We start from the raw sequence: 19,835 nt of genomic DNA on the forward strand, positions 1-19,835 counted from the left end.
CGACACGGAGACGTGAAGCCGACATCGCCATGAACGCATCAGACACATGGTCCGGGGCGCCCGTGCTGGTGCCCGCCCCCGCTCCCTCGCTGGAAGTCGGGATCCCGTCCGCCTGGAACCACAACGGCAAGTCCTCGGGGCGCCTCATCGGCGAGATCGACCTCGCCGCCACCCCGCCCGCCGTGCGGCTCGGCCGCTCCTACGTCCGCGAGCTCGTCGGGCAGCACTTCGGCGCCGACCGGTCCGAGCTCGGCGATTTGGAACTGCTGACCAGCGAGGCCATGACCAACTCGGTGCTGCACGCGCGGCCGCGCCGGGACGGGACGATCACTCTGACCGTGCTGCACGTCGACCGGTACGTGCGGGTCGAGATCACCGACGGCGGCGCCGCCCACGGGCCGCCCCGGGTGGTGGACGATGCGCTGCCGACCGGCGGGCGCGGGCTCACCCTGATGAAGGCCCTCGCCACCGACTACGGCACCTGCCGCGGCAAGAGCGGGACCTCCACCTTCTGGTTCGGCGTCGGCGTCCGGGACGGATGGCGGCTGCCGTGACCTCCGGGGCGGCGCTGACCCCGACCCGCCGGGCCGACCCGTCCCCTCCCGGGGGCGGGCCCGCGCTCAGCACGACGTCGGCCAGCGTCGCCCGCATGTGCAACTACCTCCTCGGCGGCAAGGACAACTACGCCGCGGACCGCGAGTCCGCCGAGCGTGCGCTGCGCAGCTGCCCGTCGGTGCTGCGGCTCGTCCAGGCGAACAGGGGCTTCCTGGACCACGCCGCCGCACTGCTCGCCGGGGAGGCGGGACTGCGGCAGTTCGTCGACGTCGGCTGCGGGCTGCCGACCGCCGAGAACCTCGGCGACCTCGTCCGGCGGACCGACCCGGACTGCCGCGTCGCCTACGTCGACAACGACGCGATGGTGCTCACGCACGCGCGCGCACTGCTCGCCGTGGACGCCGGCACCGGCGCCTTCGCCGGGGACGTCCGCGACCCGGCCGCCCTGCTCGCCGAGCCCGGCCTGCGCCGCCTGATCGACCTCTCCGAGCCCGTCGCGGTGTTCCTGCTCGGCGTCCTGGACTTCGTTCCCGACGAGGACGACCCGGCCGGGATCGTCGCCGCGCTCGCCGCGGGCCTCGCCCCCGGCAGCCATGTGGTGATCAGCCACGCCGAGCGGTCGCCGGAACTGGACCCGGTCTCCGGGCCGTGCGAGGGCGTCGACACCCCGTTCCGGCCGCGGAGCGCGGACGAGATCGCCCGCATCTGCGCGAGCCTGCGGATGCTCGACCCCTACCCGGCCCGGCTGCCGGGGCCCGCCCCCCTGACCGACCTGCGCCCGCTGCCGCTCATCGGCTGCGTCGGGCGCGTACCGGGGTGACGACGGCATGTCCCCCGCGGTACTCGCCGAGACTTCTGTCGATCGTCCGTCCCCCGCCCGCGGTGCTTCGCTACCATCGAACCGCCAGCAACTGCCACATCTAGGGCGAGTGATGACAGCGGACGGCGAGCCGAAGTCTCTCTCCGACATCACCAGGGACATGGGACTCAACATGTCCGACGTGGCGGCCTTCTCCGGACTCGACGAGAGCACGATCTTCCGGTTGTGGGACAACGCGGAATGGCTCGACCGGGTCAGCGGGCGGTCGCTGCAGAGCCTCATGTCGTCCGTGCCGGGAATCGCCGAGTACTCGATGGCGCACGCCGTCCGGAAAAGGCGCGACGGGCTCGTCGCCGACCTGCACGGCCAGGGGCTCACCGTCGATCTGGAGGCACTGCAGAACTCGTCCGTCGCGCAGCAGCACCTGCTGAACGCGCTGGAGGCCGGGCTGCACATCATGCGCGGCCAGGCGACGCAGAAGACGTCCTCGTTCATCGCCCGTTTCTGGGGGCGCGAGCAGGACACCGCACTGGAGGCGCTCTATTCCACCGAGGCCGGCCACGGCCTCCTGAGGGACCCCCAGAAGCTCTTCGACTCGTCCATCGACCTGGCCCCGCGGCTGAACCGCAAGACCTACTCGTTCCATTCGATCCTCGCGCTCAACATCCTCACGCACCAGGTCAGCAAGGTGACCGGGGCACTGGAGGCCGACCTCGGCTTCGAGGTGCCCGGGCGGCAGACCGCCTTCATGATGCGCGGCGTGGTGATGGGCTCGCTGATCAGCTCGAACGACTTCGACCTGGCCGAGCGCTACCGCCAGGAACTCGACGCGACGCCCGTCTACGCGGCGCTTGAGGAATGGTCGTTCCCCACCTATACGCGAGACAGCCGGATCAGCAGCGACTTCACCCTTCCGAGCTCCCTGTCGCTGCGCAACACGGCCACCGAGGTGCTCCGCGAGATCGCGGTCTACAACGACGCCTACCTCTACTACCTGGTGTCGACGTACATTCCGCTGGCGCTCAAACGCGATCCGGCGTTCGGCGGAAAGCTCCCCGAGTTGATCCAGGCGCTGGAACTGCGCGGGGTCGACTGCCGGGACAGAAGGATCAGACAGACCTGCAACACGCTGGTGCGGCGGCTCAAGGGCCTTGCCTGAGCCAGGCCTTGGAGAATGGGGAGCCGGTGGAGGACACGGCGCAAGCCATCGCGAAACTGACGCGCGCGCGATGGGAGGCGAACGCGCAGTACTGGGTCAAGGTCATCAGGGAGCGCCGCGACCGGTACCGGACCGAACTGACCGACGCCGCCGTCCTGGAGGCCGTCGGCGACTGCGCCGGCCAGAGCGTCCTGGACGCCGGATGCGGCGAGGGCTACCTGTCGCGCAGGCTCGCCGCCATGGGCGCCGAGGTCACGGGCGTCGACGCGGCGCAGGGCCTGATCGACGCGGCCTCGGCGCACCCGGCGCAGGAGGGCAAGGCCACGTTCACCCGCGCCAGCGTCGAGGACCTGCCGCTGGAGGACGACCGGTTCGACCTCGTCCTGTGCAACCACCTGTTCAGCCACCTTCAGGACCCGACCCGCGCCATCGGCGAGTTCTCGCGCGTCCTGCGCAGCGGCGGCCGGCTGGTCCTGCTGACGCTGCACCCCTGCTTCTACGTGGAGAACGCCGAGCAGGGCGCGGCGAGCAGCGTCCCGGCGTCGCAGTACTTCACCCCGCGCGGGATCGACCAGCGGTTCATGGTGGACGGCCTGGAATCCCCTTCGATGATCACAAGCTGGCTCCGGCCGCTGGAGTACTACGCTGGAACGCTCCGAGACGCCGGATTCGTCATCGCGGACCTGCGCGAGCCGCACCCGACGGATGAGCAGCTGCGGGACGACCCGTGGTGGCGCAAGGGCTTCCCCACGGCCATGTTCATGCTCTTGATCGCGGAGCGCCGTTAGAGTCGTCCCATGGAGGACGTGCCGGCGGAATTAACGGGGCATCCGGACAGGCTCCGGTGGAACGAGAAGTACGCGGATTCGTCCGGATCGTCGCGGGCCCACCCGCTCGCGGAGCGGGCGCTGTCGCTCGGGATGCCGGACGGCGGAGTGCTCGACCTGGCGTCGGGACCGTCCGGCAGCGCCCTGCTGGCCGCCTGGACGGGACGCCGTGTGACGGCCGTGGACATCTCCGAGATCGCCCTCGCGCGGCTCGCCGCGGAGGCCCGGCGGCGCGGGCTCGGCCCGCTGGTCACGCTCGTCCAGGCCGACCTCGGCGCCTGGCGGCCGGGCCCGGACCGGTTCGCGCTCGTCCTGTGCACCGGGTTCTGGGACCGCGCCGTGTTCGAGCGCGCGGCCGGCGCCGTCCTGCCCGGCGGCCTGCTGGCCTGGGAGGCCTTCACCGAGGCCGCGCGCCGGGGCCGGCCGCGCCTGCCCGCCGAATGGTGCCTCAAGCCCGGTGAGCCCGTCTCGCTCCTGCCGGCCGGCTTCACCGTCCTCGACCAGTACGACGAAGGCGGCAAGCGCCGCTTCCTCGCCCGCCACGACGGCTAGCGCCCCGGGCCGGGCCGAAAAAAGATGTTCCGGCGAGCGGGTGCGGCACGAAGCCGCCCCACTCGCCGGAACACTGATTCACCTGCCGCGAGGCGTCAGACCGTCAGGCGTCAGCCCTCGGACTTGACCTCTCCGGCCGCCAGGTACGCCTGGACCAGGGGGTCGGGGGTACCGGACTCGACCGGCGCGGGCTGCTCGGTACGCCCGGTGTCCGCGGCCGAACCGGCGCTGCTCCCGCTGCTGTGCGGAGCGACGCTGTAGGAGCGGCCGGTCGGAGCCCTGTCGTAGTCGCCGTGGTGCGGGGCGTTGTTGATCGCCATGGTCAGTTTCCTTCCCATATCTCTCGGTTGCGTCCTGCTGATGATCAGCTGGACCTCGGCAAGAACCGTGCGGCGTTCGGCGGGATCCGCAAGGCGCGAGGTCAGTCGAGGTCGACGACGACCGGAGCATGGTCGGACGGGCCTTTGCCCTTGCGGGCCTCGCGGTCGACGTAAGCCGAGCCGACCCGTCCGGCGACGTCCTCGCTCGCGTAGAACAGGTCGATGCGCATGCCCAGGTTCTTGTGGAAGGCGCCGGCCCGGTAATCCCAGTAGGTGTAGGGATGGGGGCCCTTCAAGATCGTCGGGACGACGTCGTGGAGGCCGAGGGCCTGCAGGTCGGCGAGCGCCTGCCGCTCGGGAGGCGTGACGTGGGTGGAGCCGGCGAAGACGGCCGGGTCCCAGACGTCCTCGTCCGTGGGGGCGACGTTGTAGTCGCCGCAGGCGACCAGCGGCGCCCCCGCGGCCAGTTCCTCCGCGAGGGCGTCGCGGAGGGCCGCGAACCACGCCAGCTTGTAGGTGTAGTGGGCCGATTCCGGGGTGCGGCCGTTGGGCGCGTACAGCGACCAGACCCGCACGCCGCCGCACGTGGCGCCGAGCGCGCGGGCCTCGGGCTTCAGCAGGACGGGCTCGCTCAACTCCATCTGCTCGTCCTCGCCTTCGGCCCCCGCCTCGCCCGCATAGGCGGGCTCGCCCGGGAAGCCGTTCGAGACGTCCTCGATGCCGACCCGCGAAAGGACGGCCACGCCGTTCCATCGTCCGTCGCCGTGCGCGGCGGTGGCGTACCCGAGTTCCTCGACCTCCGCGGCGGGGAACTGATCGGCGCGGCACTTGGTCTCCTGGAGGCAGACCACGTCCGGCTTCGTCTCGTCCAGCCAGGTGAGAAGGCGCGGAAGGCGTGCCTTGACGGAATTGACGTTCCACGTCGCGAGGCGCATCCCCCCAGCCTGCCATCCCCGGCGGAGCTATCCCGTCAGGTTGCAGTCGGGGACCCAGCCGACGACGTTGGTGGCCACGTTCCGCCCGTAGATCCAGAAGTTGCTGGTCACTCCGTTGTCGCAGCGGTAGTAGTCCCAGGGGCCGCTGCCGCGGATCGCGTCGAACTTCTGGCCCGGATAGCCGAGCCCGACCCGGTGGGCGGTGTTCAGCGGGTTGTCCCAGATGACCACCCCGGGAACCCGGAAGTCGGGGTAGGGCTCGCCGCTTCCCTCCGCCGGGCGGGAGGGGGCCGCGGTCCGCCTCCGGGCTTCCGGGTTGGCGTAGGTCGAGCACGCCAGGGGCCGCGCCGGCAGTTGGACGCAGACGCGGAACGAGCCGCCGCCGAACCAGTCCGGGGTGTTGACGGACGAGGCCCCCATGGGAACGGTCGCGCGTGCCCCCCGGGAGCCGTACTCCTCCTGGCCCGACACCTCGGAGCCGACCGGGGCGTCGCGGATGTCGGCGTGCCATGACCTGTCGCCGGGCCGGAACCACAGCGTGCCGACCGCGTCTTCCTGCCGCACCGTGCGCAGCGCCAACCAGGGACTGGCCTTCGCGGGGGTCCCGGCCGGCCCCTGGCGGGCGGACGGAGCCGGCCGGAGTTCCCGTCCGGCCGGCGCCGCGGGCGTGGTGGCGGCTCCTGCCGGAGCCGCGCTCGCCGCGGCGGCGAGGACCGCGGGGACGGCTAGAACGATCTTGCTGAACAGGCGCATGCGCGCTCCTTCGGGTTCGTGGTGGAAAGCGGGGTCGGCCTAGCAGGTCGGCAGAGGGTCGGTGTCGCCGTTGATGTCGCTGTCCTTCACCCAGCCCCAGGCGCCGTGGTCGTCGCCCCGCGTGTAGACCCACCGGCGCGGGTGCGGCCCGAGGCCGTGCCAGTCGAGTTCGGCCCGACATCGAAAGATCTTGGGCGTCTTGCGGAGGTTGTCCACGACCTGGCCGTTGACCAGGACCGGAGCGGGCCACCGGTTGTCGCACCACCAGGCGTCCCAGCGCTTCCAGCACGGCGAGAAGCGGGCCGCGGCCCCCTTCTCCGCGGGAAGGGGGGAGGCTCCGGCCACGGCCGGGACCGCGGTGATGACGGCGGAGGCCATGAGAGCGGTGGCGAGTGCGGTACGTCGCATCTTCAGCGTCCTTCGCGTGTTCCGAGCCCGGATCTCCGGCGCGGGTCCTCTTTGACGAAGCAGTCCGAGACGTAGCCCTGCACCCTGGTCCTGTTGTTGATCAGGTAGGTCCAGTGGTCCTTGACGTCGCCGTTCGAGCAGGTCACCGGGTCGGCGAAACTCTGGCCGCCGTTCCAGGTGTAGCGGTCGCCGGGGTTGCCGAGCCCGCGGACGCGTCCGTTGAGCCGGGGGGTCGCGCGGATCCTGACGCCGGGCTCGGTGAAGTCGCCGCCGATGTCGGCGACGCGGGCCGGGGCGCCGGCCCGCCGCGCGGCCGGAGGGGCCTGCGCCTGCGCGGCCGGGGCAGGCGTCGCCGGGATCGCGGCGACCGCGACGGCCAGAGCACTGACGGTCTTCAACATGGTCGCACCTCACTGGTGTGCCGGTCCGAACGCGTCCTGGCCCGTCGTGCGGACGGGTGGGAAACGTCTTGCTCTCCACATTGCGACTACATAGGGTGAACAGGCAATCTCATGGCGTACAGATGCCAGTGCTTGAACCGTCAATGGCCGCGGTGATGGGGCCGCGCTGGACGCGATGCCGAACGGGGGAGCCGCCAGATGACGCCGTCAGGCGACGGGAAGACGGCACCCCCGCGGCGCGCCGAGGTGCGCGAGGCCGTGGGCCAGGCATTGGAGGAAGCCGGTTTCTACGCCGCGCGGGGGCTGCGGCCTCCGACCCGGCGGGTGGATCCGCCCAAGGTGGGCGCCGTGGTCGCCCGCCTCGCCGACGCCACCCGGCAGGAGTTGCTGACCTTCGACGACCCCTCGGGGTGCCTCCGGCAGGGTGTGCCCGAGGGGATGCTCCGGCACGCGGCCGACTGCGTCCGCCGCGCGGTCACCCAGGTCCCCACCCTGCGCCAGATCACCTCTCCGCAGGGCCTGGCCCAGGACGGCGCCCTGGAGACCATCCAGTGGCGCAACGGCGGGCAGGTGCGTCTGATCGAACAGATCCCCGTCCGGCTGGCCGTGTTCGACCGCACGACCGCCATCATCCCGCTCGACCTGGACGTGTTCTACAACGGCCTGCTCATCATCCGCGACCCCGCGGTGGTCAAGGCGCTGTTCCGCCTGCACCACCACTCGTGGGGTTCCGGCGACGCCCTGCCCGCCGACCAGGGCCCCGACCTGCCGCCGGCCCATCTGGTCCCGATCCTGGTCTGCATGCGGGACGGGCTGCCCGACCGCGCCGCCGCCGCACGCCTGGGCCTGTCGGCACGCACCTACGCCCGCCGGGTCAGCGAGCTGCTGAGCCTTCTCGGCACCACGAGCCGTTTCCGAGCCGCGATCACCGCCCAGCGCCGCGGTTGGATCTGACCGCCCCCGGCACCGTCTCCGGCGGCGTGGGGGGGCGTGTGTCACTCGCGCGACGGGGATATCCTGACGCCTTCCCCTGTCCCCTGCCAGATGACACCGCTCCTTGTGTGTGACCGGTAGATTGCGGGTCGGCCTCCTTTACCCGGTTTTCACGCTGTGCTTAGCCCGGCCCTGGAAGGGTGGTCACGGTTGTGGTGTCGTCGAACCCGGAGCAAGTGAGGAAACATGTCCGAGGATGACAAGCCCCGGGGCAAGCCGGCGGTCAAGGCGAAGGCGAAGATTCCGAACGCCCAGAGCATCCGCAGCCCCGAGTTCACTCCGCACGGCATCAGCGCCGGCCGCGGCAGCGGGCTGAACCGGCCGTCCGCGCTGACCGCCAAGGAGGCCAAGAAGCGCCGGCTGATGATGATCGCCGGGATCGTGGTCGCCGCGCTCGCCGTCTCCGGCGGGGTGTACTGGTGGGTCAGCCGCCCCGGCCCGAAGATCGAGGTGACCGGCAAGTTCGCCGCCGAGCCCAAGGTCGCGATCCCCACGAAGCTGGAGCCGACCAAGACGCTCAAGGTGAGCACGCCCATCAAGGGCGGCGGCCCCGTCGCCGCAGAGGGCGACACCGTCTACGTCCAGTTCGCCACCTACAAGTGGTCGAAGGACAAGGACGAGGAGAACTCGCGGGTGAAGAGCTCCAGCGAGAAGGTCCGCTCGTCCTACGAGGAGGGCCAGCAGCAGGGCGGCGGCGGCCCGATGCACCTCGTCATCGGCAAGAGCGGCCTCAAGGACATCGACAAGAGCCTCGTCGGCAAGTCCGCCGGCAGCCGGCTCGTCATGCAGCTCCCGCCGTCCAAGGAACTCACCCAGCTGAGCCCGCAGCAGATCACCGCCAAGGACGCGATCCTGTTCATCATGGACGTCCAGGCGGTCGTCCCGAAGAGCCAGCAGCCGCAGGGCACCGCGCAGAAGCTGGACGACGCGGCGCTGCCCAAGGTCGAGGACAAGGGCGCCGGCAAGGAGCCCAAGGTGACGGTCCCGGACAAGGACGCGCCCAAGAAGCTCCAGGTCAAGACCCTCGTCACCGGCAACGGCCCCGCGCTGGCCAAGGGCGACGAGGCGGTCGTCAACTACACCGGCAAGATCTGGAAGTCCGGCGACAAGTTCGACTCCAGCTGGGACAACAAGCAGCCCGCGACCTTCCCGATCGGCACCGGGCAGACCATCCCCGGCTTCGACAAGGGGCTCACCGGCGCGAAGGTCGGCAGCCGCGTGCTGCTCGTCCTGCCGCCGGAGGAGGGCTACGGCAAGAAGGGCAGCCCGCCCAAGATCAAGGGTGACGACACCCTGGTCTTCGTGGTGGACATCCTCGCGAAGGTCTACAAGTGAGCTGACCGAGGCGCGGCCGTGCGCGGGAGCGGCGGGGCACCCGGTCGGGGTCCCCGCCGCTCGGCTTTTCACGAAAGACCGCCTACTGCGACATCCGTCACGACAACCGGAGAGGCGGATTGCCCGTCCTCCTTTGGGAGGCCGCGGAAGCGCATTGGGCGGTCGACGCACGGATTCCCTCAGGTATCGTCTGTAACGCATTAATCACGGGGGGCTTGTGAGCGACAGCGAGAAGATCCCGGAGCGCGAGGAACGCTCCGGGACGGGCCAGGCGGACCGACACGAAACCGCGGCCGGGGCACCGGCCGGCACGGACGGTCCCGCGACCGCCACGCTGACAGCGGACACCGAAGGCGCGGCCGGAGAATCCACCGGCGACGCCGAATTCGTCGACGAGAGCGACATATCTCGAAACGGCGACAAGGGGCGCGAAGAGGCCGTCGGCGCGAGCGAGGGTACCGAATCGGACGCCGCCGATAACGCCACGACCTCCGCCGATACCGCCGCGGATTCCGCCTCCGACGCCCCCGGCACCGCCGACCCCACCACCGAGACGCCACCCCCGCCCGCCGAGGCCGGTGACCCCGAGGCCACGACGACGACCGCCGACACCCCCGTCTCCGACGCCCCCACCACGCCTGACGACGTGACCGCATCCGACGATGGCACCGCGTCGACCGAAGCCACCGCGACCGATCAGGTGATCGTGCCTGACGACGTCACCGCATCGGACACTGGCGACGCGTCCGACGACGCCGGCGCGTCGACCGAAGCCACCGCGATCGATCAAGTGATCGTGCCTGACGAGGTCACCGCATCGGACACTGGCGACGCGTCCGACGACGCCGGCGCGTCGACCGAAGCCACCGCGATCGATCAAGTGATCGTGCCTGACGACGTCACCGCGTCGGACACTGGCGGCGCGGCCGATGGGGTTGGTGCGTCTGTCGAGGTCAGCGCGGCGAACGAGGTCGGTGCGTCTGATGAAGTCACTGCGGTTGATGGTGTCGATGGGGCGGTGGCCGGAGATACCAAGAGCATGGCCGCCGCCAAGCGCGACTCGACCCAGCGGGGCTCCCACGAGGGGGGCCAGCCGCCCGGTTCCGGGCGCGGTGGGGGCGGCGGGGGCAAGGGGCCCGGCAAGCCGCGCAGCCGCAGGTCGCGGTTCCTGCGCCGGGCGCTGTTCCTGATCCTCGGCTTCATCGGGTTCTGCATCGCCGCGTTCGGCGTCGCCTACGTGTTCACGCCGGTGCCGTCGGCGCAGGAGCAGGCGATCGCGCAGGGGCCGACGTTCTACTACTCCGACGGCAAGACGCAGATCGCCAAGACCGGGATGAACCGGGACGCGGTCAAGCTCGACAAGATCCCCGAGAGCACGCGGGCCGCGGTGATCGCCGCGGAGAACCGCAGCTTCTACGACGACCCCGGGGTGTCGGTCCAGGGCACGGCGCGGGCGCTGTGGTCCACCGCGACAGGCAAGCAACTGCAGGGCGGCTCGACGATCACGCAGCAGATGGTCCGCAACTACTACGGCGGCATCGGCAAGGACCGCTCGGTCACCCGCAAGCTCAAGGAGGTCATGGTCTCCCTGAAGGTGGGCCGGGAGAAGGACAAGGACTGGATCCTCGAGCAGTACCTCAACACCATCTACTTCGGCCGCGACGCCTACGGGGTGCAGGCCGCCGCGCACGCCTACTACAACAAGGACGTCTCGAAGCTGACGCCCGCGGAGGGCGCCTACCTCGCCGCCGCGATCCAGCAGCCGAGCAACTTCGCCGACCCGACCGGTCCCCGCCGCGCCTACTCCGAGCAGCGCTGGCGCGCGATCGTCGGCAACATGGTCCGGGACGGGGCGCTCACCTCGTCCGAGGCGGCCTCGCTGACCTTCCCGGCCCCCGGCAAGGAGAAGATCACCGACGTCCTCAAGGGCCAGCGCGGCTACATGGTGAACGTGGCCAAGAAGGAGCTCACCGAGCGCCGCGGCTACAGCGAGGACGAGATCAACCGCAGCGGGCTGAAGATCACCACGACGTTCGACAAGCGGCTGATGGACGCGATGAAGCAGGCCGTCGCGAACAACGCCCCGAACGGGATGAGCAAGAAGATCCGCACCGGCGCGGTGTCGGTCGACCCGAAGACCGGGCAGGTGCTCGCCTTCTACGGCGGCCGCGGCTACCTGGAGGAGGCGCTGAGCAGCGCCTTCGGCGACTGGGCGCAGGCCGGGTCGGGGTTCAAGCCGATCGCGCTGGCGGCCGCGCTGGACGACGGCAAGACGCTGTCCACCAGCTACGACGGCAGCTCCCCGCAGTACTTCCACGGCGCGTCCATCCACAACGACAGCAACGAGAACTTCGGGACGGTCAACCTCGTCACCGCCACCGAGCACTCGATCAACACCGCCTACGTCAACCTCGGCCAGGACATCGGCAACAAGAAGATCGTCGCCATGGCCGAGAAGATGGGCATCCCCGGATCGCAGATGAAGCCGGCGCAGCGGGACGCCGCCACGTTCCCGCTCGGCGTCGTGTCGCTGCACCCCGTCCAGCAGGCGGGCGTGTACTCGACGTTCGCCTCCGAGGGCGTGCACCGGACGCCGTTCGTGGTGAAGTCGGTCACCGACAACGAGAACCACAAGCGCACCTTCGCCGAGAAGGGCGAGCGGGCGTTCAGCCAGCAGGTCGCCCGTGACGCCACCTACGCCATGCAGAAGGTCGTGCAGGGCGGCACCGGCACCGGCGCGCAGCTGCCCGACGGCCGCGACGTCGCCGGCAAGACCGGAACCACCGACGAGGGCCGCGCGATCTGGTTCAACGGGTTCATCCCGCAGATGGCGACGACGGTCTCGATGTTCCGCAGCGACGGCAAGCCGCTGAACATCCCCGGGTACGGCGCGTACGGCGGGCAGCTGCCCGCCCAGATGTGGCGCTCGTACATGTCGGACGCGGTGAACATCAAGGGCTACGAGCCCGAGTCCTTCGGGGAGCCGTCGATGACGCCCGGCGGCGGCTGGGGCGGGCCGACGCAGGACGTCCCGCCGGGCGGCACGCAGCCGCCGGACACGGGCGGGCCGGTCGAGCCGCCGCCGTCCACGGAGCGTCCCGACATCCCGACGCCCCCCACCGACCTGCCGACCATCATCCCGCCGCAGCAGCCCGGCGGTGGCGGCGATGGGGGCGATGGGGGCGACGGAGGCGACGGTGGGACCGGCGGCGACCCCGGAGGCGGAACGGGCGACGGGCCGCTCGGCCGCCCCGGCACCGGCGGGTAGCCCCCGCGCCCGCCTCTAGTCGCAGGCCTTTCCGATGGTGGCCGGCGTCTCCCTGATCACACTGTCGAGCTGGGAGACGTCGCCGGCGCCGACCCCGGGCGCGGCGGCGCGGAGCCTGCCCGCCTCCGCCTTGAGCGCCTTGCTCAGGTCGGCGTCGTCGGCCTGCTTCGCGAGCCCGTCGACGCGTCCGGCGAGCTGCTCGGTCGCCTGCCGCCACTGCGCGGGCTCCGCCGCCGGAAGGCTCCGCACCTGGGTGACGTACTGCTGGAACGCCTTCTTCGTGTCGGTGCACACCTGGCCGGAGTTGCCGCCGCCCAGCGCCCCGCACCCGCTGAGGGCGCCGAGCACCAGCGCGCCGCCGGCCAGCGTCCGAACCACCCCGTACCGCATCGCACCCTCCCCTTGATCCCCGATCGGCTCCGCATATACTTCCGCATGAGGTCATGAGCGCCAGCGCAAAGCCCCGGCTTGCTGGCCGGCAACCCTTCGTCCGCGATGGGGTGCCCCGGGTGAGGACCTGGCCGGACGCGGCACCGCGTTCCGGCAAGCGCGGATCCCGACGGACATCCCGGGGTCCCCGACCCGGAAGGTTCCGGCATGCCCACGCTGCTCGCCCGCTCCCCCATCACGCCTGCTGTGACGCGCCCCGAGGGGGTCCGGGTTCGCCCGCTTCCCCGCGTCATCGGAGCGGACGTCCCGGTTCCGGTGCGGGACGGCCGCCACGTCCCCTACGCCAACTTCGACTACGCGGCCAGCGCCCCCTGTCTGGAGGCGGTGCACGAGGCCGTCACCCGCGCGCTGCCGTACTACAGCAGCGTCCACCGCGGCGCGGGGTACGCGTCCCAGGTCACGACGTCCGCCTACGAGGACGCGCGGGAGGCCGTGCGGTCGTTCCTCGGCGCGTGGCGGCGCTCGGCCGTGGTCTTCACGCGCAACACGACCGACGCGATGAACCTGCTCGCGCACGCCGTCCCGGCCGGGACGAGCGTCGTCGTCTTCGAGAGCGAGCACCACGCGTCGCTGCTGCCGTGGAAGCGCGCCGTGCGCCTCCCGGCGCCCGCCACCCCGGCCGAGGCCCTCTCGGCGGCCGACCGCGCGCTGCGCTCGTGCCCGATCGGGTCGCGGCTGCTCGTCGTCACCGCCGCGTCCAACGTCACCGGCGAGCTGTGGCCGATCGAGGAGCTCGCGCACGTCGCGCACCGCAACGGCGCCCGTATCGCGGTCGACGCGGCGCAGCTCGTCCCGCACCGCCCCCTCGACATGACCGCGCTCGGCCTCGACTACGTCGCGTTCTCCGGGCACAAGCTGTACGCACCGTTCGGTGCGGGCGTGCTCGCCGGGCGGGCCGACTGGCTGCGCGCCGCCGAGCCCTACCTCAAGGGCGGCGGCGCCAGCGCCTCGGTCGGGGAGACGACCCGGTGGGCGCCCTCCGCCGAGCAGCGGCACGAGGCGGGCTCCCCGAACGTCCTCGGCGCCCTCGCGCTGGCCGCCGCGTGCGAGACGCTGTCCCCGGCCTGGGACGACCTGGCCGCCCGCGAAGAGGAGCTGGTGGAACGTCTGCGGTCGGGACTCGCGGCGCTCCCCCGCGTCAGGGAGCTGACGCTGTGGGGGGAGCGGGCGCCGCGCGTCGGAATCGTGTCGTTCACCGTGGACGGCTGGAACGCGCGGGACGTGGCGCTTACGCTGTCCGAGGAGCACGGCATCGGGGTACGCGACGGGAAGTTCTGCGCCCATCCCTTCGTCCGGCACCTGCTGGGCGAGGACCGGAGCGCCGTCCGCGCGAGCATCGGCATCGGGACGGACGAGGAGCACATCGACCGGCTGCTCACCGCCCTCGCCGCGTTGACTGCGCGCTGACAGCCTCCGACCTGGGAACTCTCGCGCGCAGTCAGATGATTATGCTCTTTGGTCCTGTTCGCCCATGTAGCGTAGGCAGTCGCGCGGGGACGAGCACGCTAGAAACAGGGGGTGGCGACCGTGGCCGACGCGTGGCGACCCACGTCGGAACTGGAGCACCGACTGCAGGAGACCGTACGGGCCGGCGACCAGGAGAGCTACTTCCGCCTCCTCGCGGACGCCGACCTCGTCGTTCCCGTTCCGCCCGACCTGGTGGACGGCGTCCTCGCGGGGGAGGCCCAGCCGTCGTGGCCCACCCAGGAGGAGGACGGCCGGGTCCACGTCCTGGTTTACACGTCGGCGGCGGCGATGCGGGCGTGCCTCGGGCCGTCCTACCAGCACTTCATGACCGTCCGGTTCGGCGACATCGCCGAGAGCTGGCCGGACAGCCGCTGGTGGCTCGCCGTGGACGCCCCCGCGCGCGGCGTCCCCGCCGCCCTGCCGATCGAGGCGCGGCTGCCGGCCTGGTTCGTCCGGCAGGTCGCCGAGGGCGACGGCCGCCCCCCGCAGGTCGGCCGCGCGTCCCCGCCGTGGGAGGAGCTGCGCGACCAGCACCGCGACCTGCCCCGCGAGGCGCCGCGCCCGGAGTTCCAGCCGGCCAACGACGTGGAGCGCGAGCTGCTGCGGGCCGCCGCGAACAACGACCACGACCTGTTCCTCCAGACGCTGGCGGCCACCGACGTGCTGCTGCCCGTCCCGGACGACATGGACTTCTCGCTGCGTCCGGGCCGCCCCGGCTTCCCGTGGCAGACCCGTGAGGTCGACGGCTCCACCGTCGTCCCGGTCTTCACCTCGCCCGAGCGCCTGGCCGAGGCGTCCGGGCCCGGCACCGAGCACATCGCGCTGCCGTTCACCGTCGCGCTGCGCTACTGGCCGGACCACCACTGGCTCCTCGCCATCAACTCCGGCTCACCAGCGGGCGGCACCGTCCTCGCGCAGCAGCTCCCCGGCCTCGCCACCTGGGCCGACCAGCGCGCCGCCCAGCGGATGACCGACCGCTTCGAGCCCCAGAACGACATCGAGCAGCGCCTCTTCGACGCCGCCCGCCGCCGCGACACCGAGACGTTCTTCAAGATCCTCCTCGGTGCCCAGGTGCTCGTCCCGGTGGACGCCGAGACCCCGTGGGGCATCGTCCCCGGCGACCCCGAGTTCCCGTGGCGCCCCGTCCCCGTCCACGGGCGGACGTCGATCCAGATCTTCACGTCGCTGAAGTGGATGAACGAGGCGATCGGCTCGTCGCGCTTCATCATGCCGAGCCTTCTGGAAATGGTCACCGCCTGGCCGGACGCCTCGTGGACGCTCGTCCTCAACCCGGGCACGCCCATCGACGCGTCCATGCCGGGCGAGCAGGTCCGCACCCTCAGCGGCCCGCCCGCTCCCCCGTCCGCCGCGACGCCCCCGCCTCCGGACGCGCCCTCGGTTCCGGTGGCCCCCGCCGTGCCGGCCGCCCCCGCCGCCGGCACGGGCCGCCACGCGGGCCCGCCGCCCGCGGACGAGCCCGCCGTCCCCGCGCCCGCGGAATCGGGCCGCCACCACGCAGGAACACCTGGCGGCGCCGCGCAGCTCGGCCTTCCTGAAGCCGTGCCCCCGGCCCCCGCGCACTTCGGCGAGGCGGCCGCACCCCAGCCGGCCGCCCCCGACACGGCGGTTGAGGCGGGCGACGTCTCGGCCGCCGATGTTCCGGGGCCCGTACCGGGCGTTCCGGGGAGCCACTTCGCGGACCCGTCCAGCACTGCCATCGACCCAGGCCACATGGCCGGACCTGAGCCGGCGGCCACCCCCGGCACGACCAACCCGCCCGGCGGCCTCCCCGACCCCGCGTCTCAGGGCGCCGAACCCCTCAGCGCCACGCCAGGAGCGCCGGCAGACGCGGGCCGTCCTTATTCCGGCGCGCCCACTCCCGTCACGCCCGACCCGTCCGGCATCGAAGTGCCCGGCCTCCCCGAACCCGCCCCTCAGGGCACCGACCCCCTCGGTGACGCGCCAGGAGTGCCGGGAGACGCGGGCCGCCACCTCCCGGACGCGCCTCCCAGCGCCCCCGCTCCTGGACCTGCGCCCCAGAGCATCGAGCCTCCAAGCGCCGCACCGGGCCTGCAAGACGACGCCAGCCGATCCCACCTGGGCGCACCCAGCGCAACCACCCCCGGCGGCGTCCCGGAGCCCGGCCTCCCCGGGCCTGCGGCTCAAGGCGCCACGCCCCTCGACAACGCGCCGGGCAAGCCGGACGACACGGTCGCGCCCGGCGCACCGCCGGTCCCAACTCCTCCCGGACCTACGGCTCAGGGCGTCGAGCCCCTCGGCGCCGCACCGAGTGCGACAGACGACGCGGGCCGCCACCTCGCGGACGCGCCTCCCAGCGCCCCCGCTCCCCAAGGCAACGAACCACCAGGCGCCGCACCGGGCCTGCAAGACGACACGAACCGACCCCACCTGGGCGCACCCAGCGCAACCACCCCCGGCGGCGTCCCGGAGCCCGGCCTCCCCGGGCCTGCGGCTCAAGGCGCCACGCCCCTCGACAACGCGCCGGGCAAGCCGGACGACACGGTCGCGCCCGGCGCACCGCCGGTCCCAACTCCTCCCGGACCTACGGCTCAGGGCGTCGAGCCCCTCGGCGCCGCACCGGGCGGCCGAGACGACGCGGGCCGCGCGCCCGGAGTACCGTCGGGTGCGGCCGACGATCCGGGGCATGTGGCCGGGCTTGGTGGCGCCGTCCCCGGCCTGCCGGAAGGTGCCGACCGTCGCGTTGCGGGGTCCGACCACGGCGTTCCCTCGTCGAGTGGCGGCCCCGTGGAAACCGGGCCCGCTGGTGTCGGCGCCCAGGGCAACGAACCTCCGGGTGCCACATCTGGCACCCCGGAGGAAGCGGGAGTTCACCACGCGGGCGCGCCGACGGTTCCGCATAACGCGCCCGGCGGTGAAGCGGCGCCGAGCGGCCTCGCGGCGGTTCCTCAGGATGCCGCGCACCCCGGCCGGCCGGAGAGGCATGATGCGGCCGACGCCGCCGGCGGGGATGACGGCGGTGGAAAGGGCGCGCCCACTGGAGGGCCGGGGGCGGGCCGGGCGCTGCGTGCCGTCGGGGAGCCGGAGCCCGCGTTCGAGCCGGGGAACCGGATCGACCAGGACCTGTACGAGGCGGCTTCGAGCGGAGACTCCGACGCGTTCCTGCGGGTGCTGCTGAACGCGAACGTGCTCGTGCCGATTCCCGATGACGCGCCGCTTGAGGTGACGCCGGTACAGCAGGAGTTCCGGTGGGACGCGGCGCTGCGGGACGCGGTGTCCGTGCAGGTGTTCACGTCGATGGTCCGGTTGCGCGAGGTGCTGCCGGAGTCCCGGTTCGTGTACGCCGACTTCCGGGAGCTGATCGGCGCGTGGCCCCGGGAGGACTGGGCCATGGTGCTCAACCCGGGGACGCACATCGGGGCGTCGCTGCACGGCGACCAGGTGCGTTCGCTCAGCGAGTGGGCGGTGCGGGTCGGGCTCGTCCAGGCGCGGCCGGAGGTTCCGCTGCCGCCGCCGCGGCGGGAGCCGGTGCCGCAGATGCCTTCCGACCCCGAGGACCGCGTCGCCTCGCCGGTCATCATGCAGAAGGTCGTCCCGCACAGCCACGTCTCCTGGTACCTGGAGCAGGGGTACGACCGCGTCGGCGGCTTCGTCCACTCCACGAACGACGTGGCCGAGTTGCAGACGCCCGCCCAGATCTACGAGGCGCTGGGGCTGCTGTTCTCCGACTCCTCGTTCTCCCCCGACGACGAGGGCGTGTACGTCATCCGGTGGCCGGCGTACTGCCCCGACCTCTACCTCGTCCCGTTCGGCGGACGCGACGAGGAGGAGATGGCCTCCTGGGGCGAGTCCGGCTGGGTCATCGAGCGGCCGCCGTTCACGGGGAGCGGCTTCGCGCCGGGCAGCGCCGGGTCCATCCGCGAGTACAAGGTGACCAGCGTCCGGCTGCCGTACGGAGCGGAGATGTACTACATCGGCAGGGACCGCTCCGAGCGCTTCATCGCGATGTACGACCCCGACCGGCTCGCCTGGCTGCGGCCGGACACCGGCGCCGAGGCATGGGACGGACGGACGGAGGCCGCGCAGTGATCCGGGACGGGTACGTCGCGCGGTGGCTCGGCCGCGACTTCGAGGCCGCGCCGGGCGCCGACGGCGAGATCAGGCTGTACGCGCCCGAGCCGACGGACGGGTTCGAGGAGCTGCGGCCGGGGCGCTTCCGCCGCATCGTCCCCGCGTCCGAGGTCGAGGAGCTCCGCTACGTCCGGACGACGTGCCGCTGGCGCGGCGAGCGCTTCGTCATCGTCGGAGAGCACGAGACGTGGGTGCGGGTCGAATACGCGGGCGGGCGGGCCCCGGTCGCCGAGAGTCTGGGGCTCGACCGCGTCGACCAGGGCATCTGGCAGGCGTGGGCGCCCGGGGCGGAGATTGAGGACGTCCGGGAAGAGTTCGTCTGACCCGGGCGGGGTTGATTTGGCCCTTGGATCCGTGTTCGCATGTGTCCCGAGGCGATCCCTCGGACAGAAGCGCTCAACGGCGACGCGACGGAGGTGCGGCGGCAGTGATCTGCCGAGCGACGGTGAAACCGATCTTTGTTGGGCTCGGCACGGCGGCCATCCTCGCCGCCGGCGGCGCGTCCGCCGTGGCCGACGCCGCGCCCTCCCCCTCAGGATCGGATCCCGAGTCCCCCGCGACGGGCCGGCTCCAGGTGAACGTCGCCTCGACGGCGACCAGGCTGGACCCCGGTGACTCGCTCGACATCACGACGACGGTCACGGCCGCCGGCGGCGCCGTGGCGAACATCAAGGTCACCAACATCACGGCGACCCTCAAGGGCACGACGGTGACCGGTGACTGCGGCGCGCCGTTCGAGTCGGCGGGGTGCGCCGTCGGTGACCTGGCCGAGGGCAAGAGCGGGGCGCCCGTCAAGTCGCACGTGACGGTCCCGAAGGAGGGCCCGGACGCGACGACCGTCTACACGATCATCGTGACCGTCGACGCGACCGACCTCTCCCCGGTCGCCGGGACCACGACGTTCAAGTACGTCGTCCCGTCCAAGCCGCCCACGAAGACGCCCACCCCGACCCCCACGCCCTCGAAGACGCCCACGAAGTCGCCGTCGCGCACGCCCACGAAGCCCTCGCCCACGTCGTCGCACTCCTCGTCGTCGGGGACGTCGCACGGCGGGTCCGGCGGGGGAAGCGGCTCCTCCGGGAACGGCACGGGGACGAGCGGGTCCGTCCAGACGTCGCCCAATTCGTCGTTCGAGGCGCAGAACCCGCAGGTGGCGCTGCCCTCCATCCAGGCGCCCAACCCGTCCGTGGCGCCGAGCCCGAACCCCGGGGCGGAGACGCCGCAGAGCCGGCTCCAGGGCAACAAGGCGCCCGTCGCGCAGGACCTGACGTTCGAGCGGATGGCCAGCACGCAGATCGCGTGGCTGGCGGCGCTGATGGTGGCGTTCTCGCTGCTGCTGACGCAGCTGCGCCTCGGCCGCCGGCGGCTGCCCGCCGGGGCCCCCAGGCGGCCCAGGGGAACGCACCGCCGGCCGCGAGGCGGCATGTTCGGCCGGTGACGCCGGGACGCGCGCGTCTTCACCCAGATGATCAGCGCAGGTCA

At 72.3% G+C, this 19,835-nt stretch carries 18 protein-coding genes and 1 riboswitch; of the genes, 12 read left to right on the forward strand and 6 right to left on the reverse strand.

Annotation, left to right across the window (positions count from 1 at the left end):
• Positions 1-29 precede the first annotated feature (29 nt).
• The 5 genes from BJ999_RS33500 (at position 30) to BJ999_RS33520 (ending at position 3,913) form a co-directional block, all read left to right on the forward strand.
• On the forward strand, positions 30-554 hold the full coding sequence (locus BJ999_RS33500; protein ID WP_179836963.1) for an ATP-binding protein: 525 nt from the start codon (positions 30-32) through the stop codon (positions 552-554).
• Complete coding sequence (locus BJ999_RS33505) at positions 539-1,375, forward strand: SAM-dependent methyltransferase (protein WP_179836964.1); 837 nt, start codon at positions 539-541, stop codon at positions 1,373-1,375. The genes BJ999_RS33500 and BJ999_RS33505 overlap by 16 nt, the downstream gene beginning before the upstream one ends.
• A 160-nt stretch (positions 1,376-1,535) precedes the next feature.
• Positions 1,536-2,534, forward strand: coding sequence for a hypothetical protein (locus tag BJ999_RS33510; protein WP_179836965.1), 999 nt, complete (start codon positions 1,536-1,538; stop codon positions 2,532-2,534).
• Positions 2,535-2,560: 26 nt separating this feature from the next.
• On the forward strand, positions 2,561-3,322 hold the full coding sequence (locus tag BJ999_RS33515; RefSeq protein ID WP_179836966.1) for a class I SAM-dependent methyltransferase: 762 nt from the start codon (positions 2,561-2,563) through the stop codon (positions 3,320-3,322).
• 9 nt (positions 3,323-3,331) lie between these two features.
• Positions 3,332-3,913 carry a class I SAM-dependent methyltransferase gene (locus tag BJ999_RS33520; protein WP_179836967.1) on the forward strand — a complete coding sequence of 194 codons (582 nt, stop codon included), beginning with the start codon at positions 3,332-3,334 and terminating at the stop codon, positions 3,911-3,913.
• Positions 3,914-4,023: 110 nt separating this feature from the next.
• Here the strand turns inward: BJ999_RS33520 and BJ999_RS33525 are convergent, their stop codons facing one another.
• The 5 genes from BJ999_RS33525 to BJ999_RS33545 form a co-directional block, all read right to left on the reverse strand.
• The gene (locus BJ999_RS33525; protein WP_179836968.1) at positions 4,024-4,233 is read right to left on the reverse strand and encodes a hypothetical protein; all 210 of its coding nucleotides are present in this window, start codon (positions 4,231-4,233) and stop codon (positions 4,024-4,026) included.
• A 101-nt stretch (positions 4,234-4,334) separates the two neighbouring features.
• Entirely contained in the window at positions 4,335-5,168 is an 834-nt protein-coding gene (locus BJ999_RS33530) for an exodeoxyribonuclease III (protein WP_179836969.1), read from the reverse strand.
• A gap of 27 nt (positions 5,169-5,195) precedes the next feature.
• Positions 5,196-5,921 (reverse strand): hypothetical protein, encoded by a 726-nt coding sequence (locus BJ999_RS33535; protein WP_179836970.1) that lies wholly within the window; start codon positions 5,919-5,921, stop codon positions 5,196-5,198.
• A gap of 39 nt (positions 5,922-5,960) precedes the next feature.
• Positions 5,961-6,329 carry a hypothetical protein gene (locus tag BJ999_RS33540; protein ID WP_179836971.1) on the reverse strand — a complete coding sequence of 123 codons (369 nt, stop codon included), beginning with the start codon at positions 6,327-6,329 and terminating at the stop codon, positions 5,961-5,963.
• 2 nt (positions 6,330-6,331) lie between these two features.
• Positions 6,332-6,730 (reverse strand): hypothetical protein, encoded by a 399-nt coding sequence (locus BJ999_RS33545; protein ID WP_179836972.1) that lies wholly within the window; start codon positions 6,728-6,730, stop codon positions 6,332-6,334.
• Positions 6,731-6,928: 198 nt separating this feature from the next.
• Between BJ999_RS33545 and BJ999_RS33550 the strand changes: the two genes are divergently transcribed.
• From BJ999_RS33550 to BJ999_RS43810, 3 genes are all read left to right on the forward strand, one after another.
• On the forward strand, positions 6,929-7,684 hold the full coding sequence (locus tag BJ999_RS33550; protein ID WP_179836973.1) for a response regulator transcription factor: 756 nt from the start codon (positions 6,929-6,931) through the stop codon (positions 7,682-7,684).
• Between the two features lie 225 nt (positions 7,685-7,909).
• The gene (locus BJ999_RS33555; protein WP_179836974.1) at positions 7,910-9,058 is read left to right on the forward strand and encodes an FKBP-type peptidyl-prolyl cis-trans isomerase; all 1,149 of its coding nucleotides are present in this window, start codon (positions 7,910-7,912) and stop codon (positions 9,056-9,058) included.
• Positions 9,059-9,275: 217 nt separating this feature from the next.
• Positions 9,276-12,326: a transglycosylase domain-containing protein gene (locus tag BJ999_RS43810; RefSeq protein ID WP_179836975.1), complete on the forward strand. Its 3,051-nt coding sequence runs from the start codon at positions 9,276-9,278 to the stop codon at positions 12,324-12,326.
• A gap of 15 nt (positions 12,327-12,341) precedes the next feature.
• Here BJ999_RS43810 and BJ999_RS33565 read toward each other — a convergent pair whose 3' ends face one another.
• Positions 12,342-12,716 carry a hypothetical protein gene (locus tag BJ999_RS33565; protein WP_179836976.1) on the reverse strand — a complete coding sequence of 125 codons (375 nt, stop codon included), beginning with the start codon at positions 12,714-12,716 and terminating at the stop codon, positions 12,342-12,344.
• Between the two features lie 49 nt (positions 12,717-12,765).
• Positions 12,766-12,882: riboswitch (SAM riboswitch) on the forward strand.
• A gap of 41 nt (positions 12,883-12,923) precedes the next feature.
• On the opposite strand from BJ999_RS33565, the gene BJ999_RS33570 reads away from it, so the two are divergent.
• The 4 genes from BJ999_RS33570 (at position 12,924) to BJ999_RS33585 (ending at position 19,791) form a co-directional block, all read left to right on the forward strand.
• Positions 12,924-14,183, forward strand: a complete 1,260-nt coding sequence (locus BJ999_RS33570) for an aminotransferase class V-fold PLP-dependent enzyme (RefSeq protein ID WP_179836977.1) — start codon at positions 12,924-12,926, stop codon at positions 14,181-14,183.
• A gap of 111 nt (positions 14,184-14,294) precedes the next feature.
• The gene (locus BJ999_RS33575) at positions 14,295-18,311 is read left to right on the forward strand and encodes an SseB family protein (RefSeq protein WP_179836978.1); all 4,017 of its coding nucleotides are present in this window, start codon (positions 14,295-14,297) and stop codon (positions 18,309-18,311) included.
• A complete protein-coding gene (locus BJ999_RS33580) occupies positions 18,308-18,676 on the forward strand; it encodes a hypothetical protein (RefSeq protein ID WP_179836979.1) in 369 nt (122 codons plus the stop codon). The genes BJ999_RS33575 and BJ999_RS33580 overlap by 4 nt, the downstream gene beginning before the upstream one ends.
• Positions 18,677-18,780: 104 nt before the next feature.
• On the forward strand, positions 18,781-19,791 hold the full coding sequence (locus BJ999_RS33585; RefSeq protein ID WP_179836980.1) for a hypothetical protein: 1,011 nt from the start codon (positions 18,781-18,783) through the stop codon (positions 19,789-19,791).
• The last annotated feature ends 44 nt before the right edge of the window (positions 19,792-19,835 follow it).

Source organism: Actinomadura citrea, assembly GCF_013409045.1.
Lineage (GTDB): Bacteria > Actinomycetota > Actinomycetes > Streptosporangiales > Streptosporangiaceae > Spirillospora > Spirillospora citrea.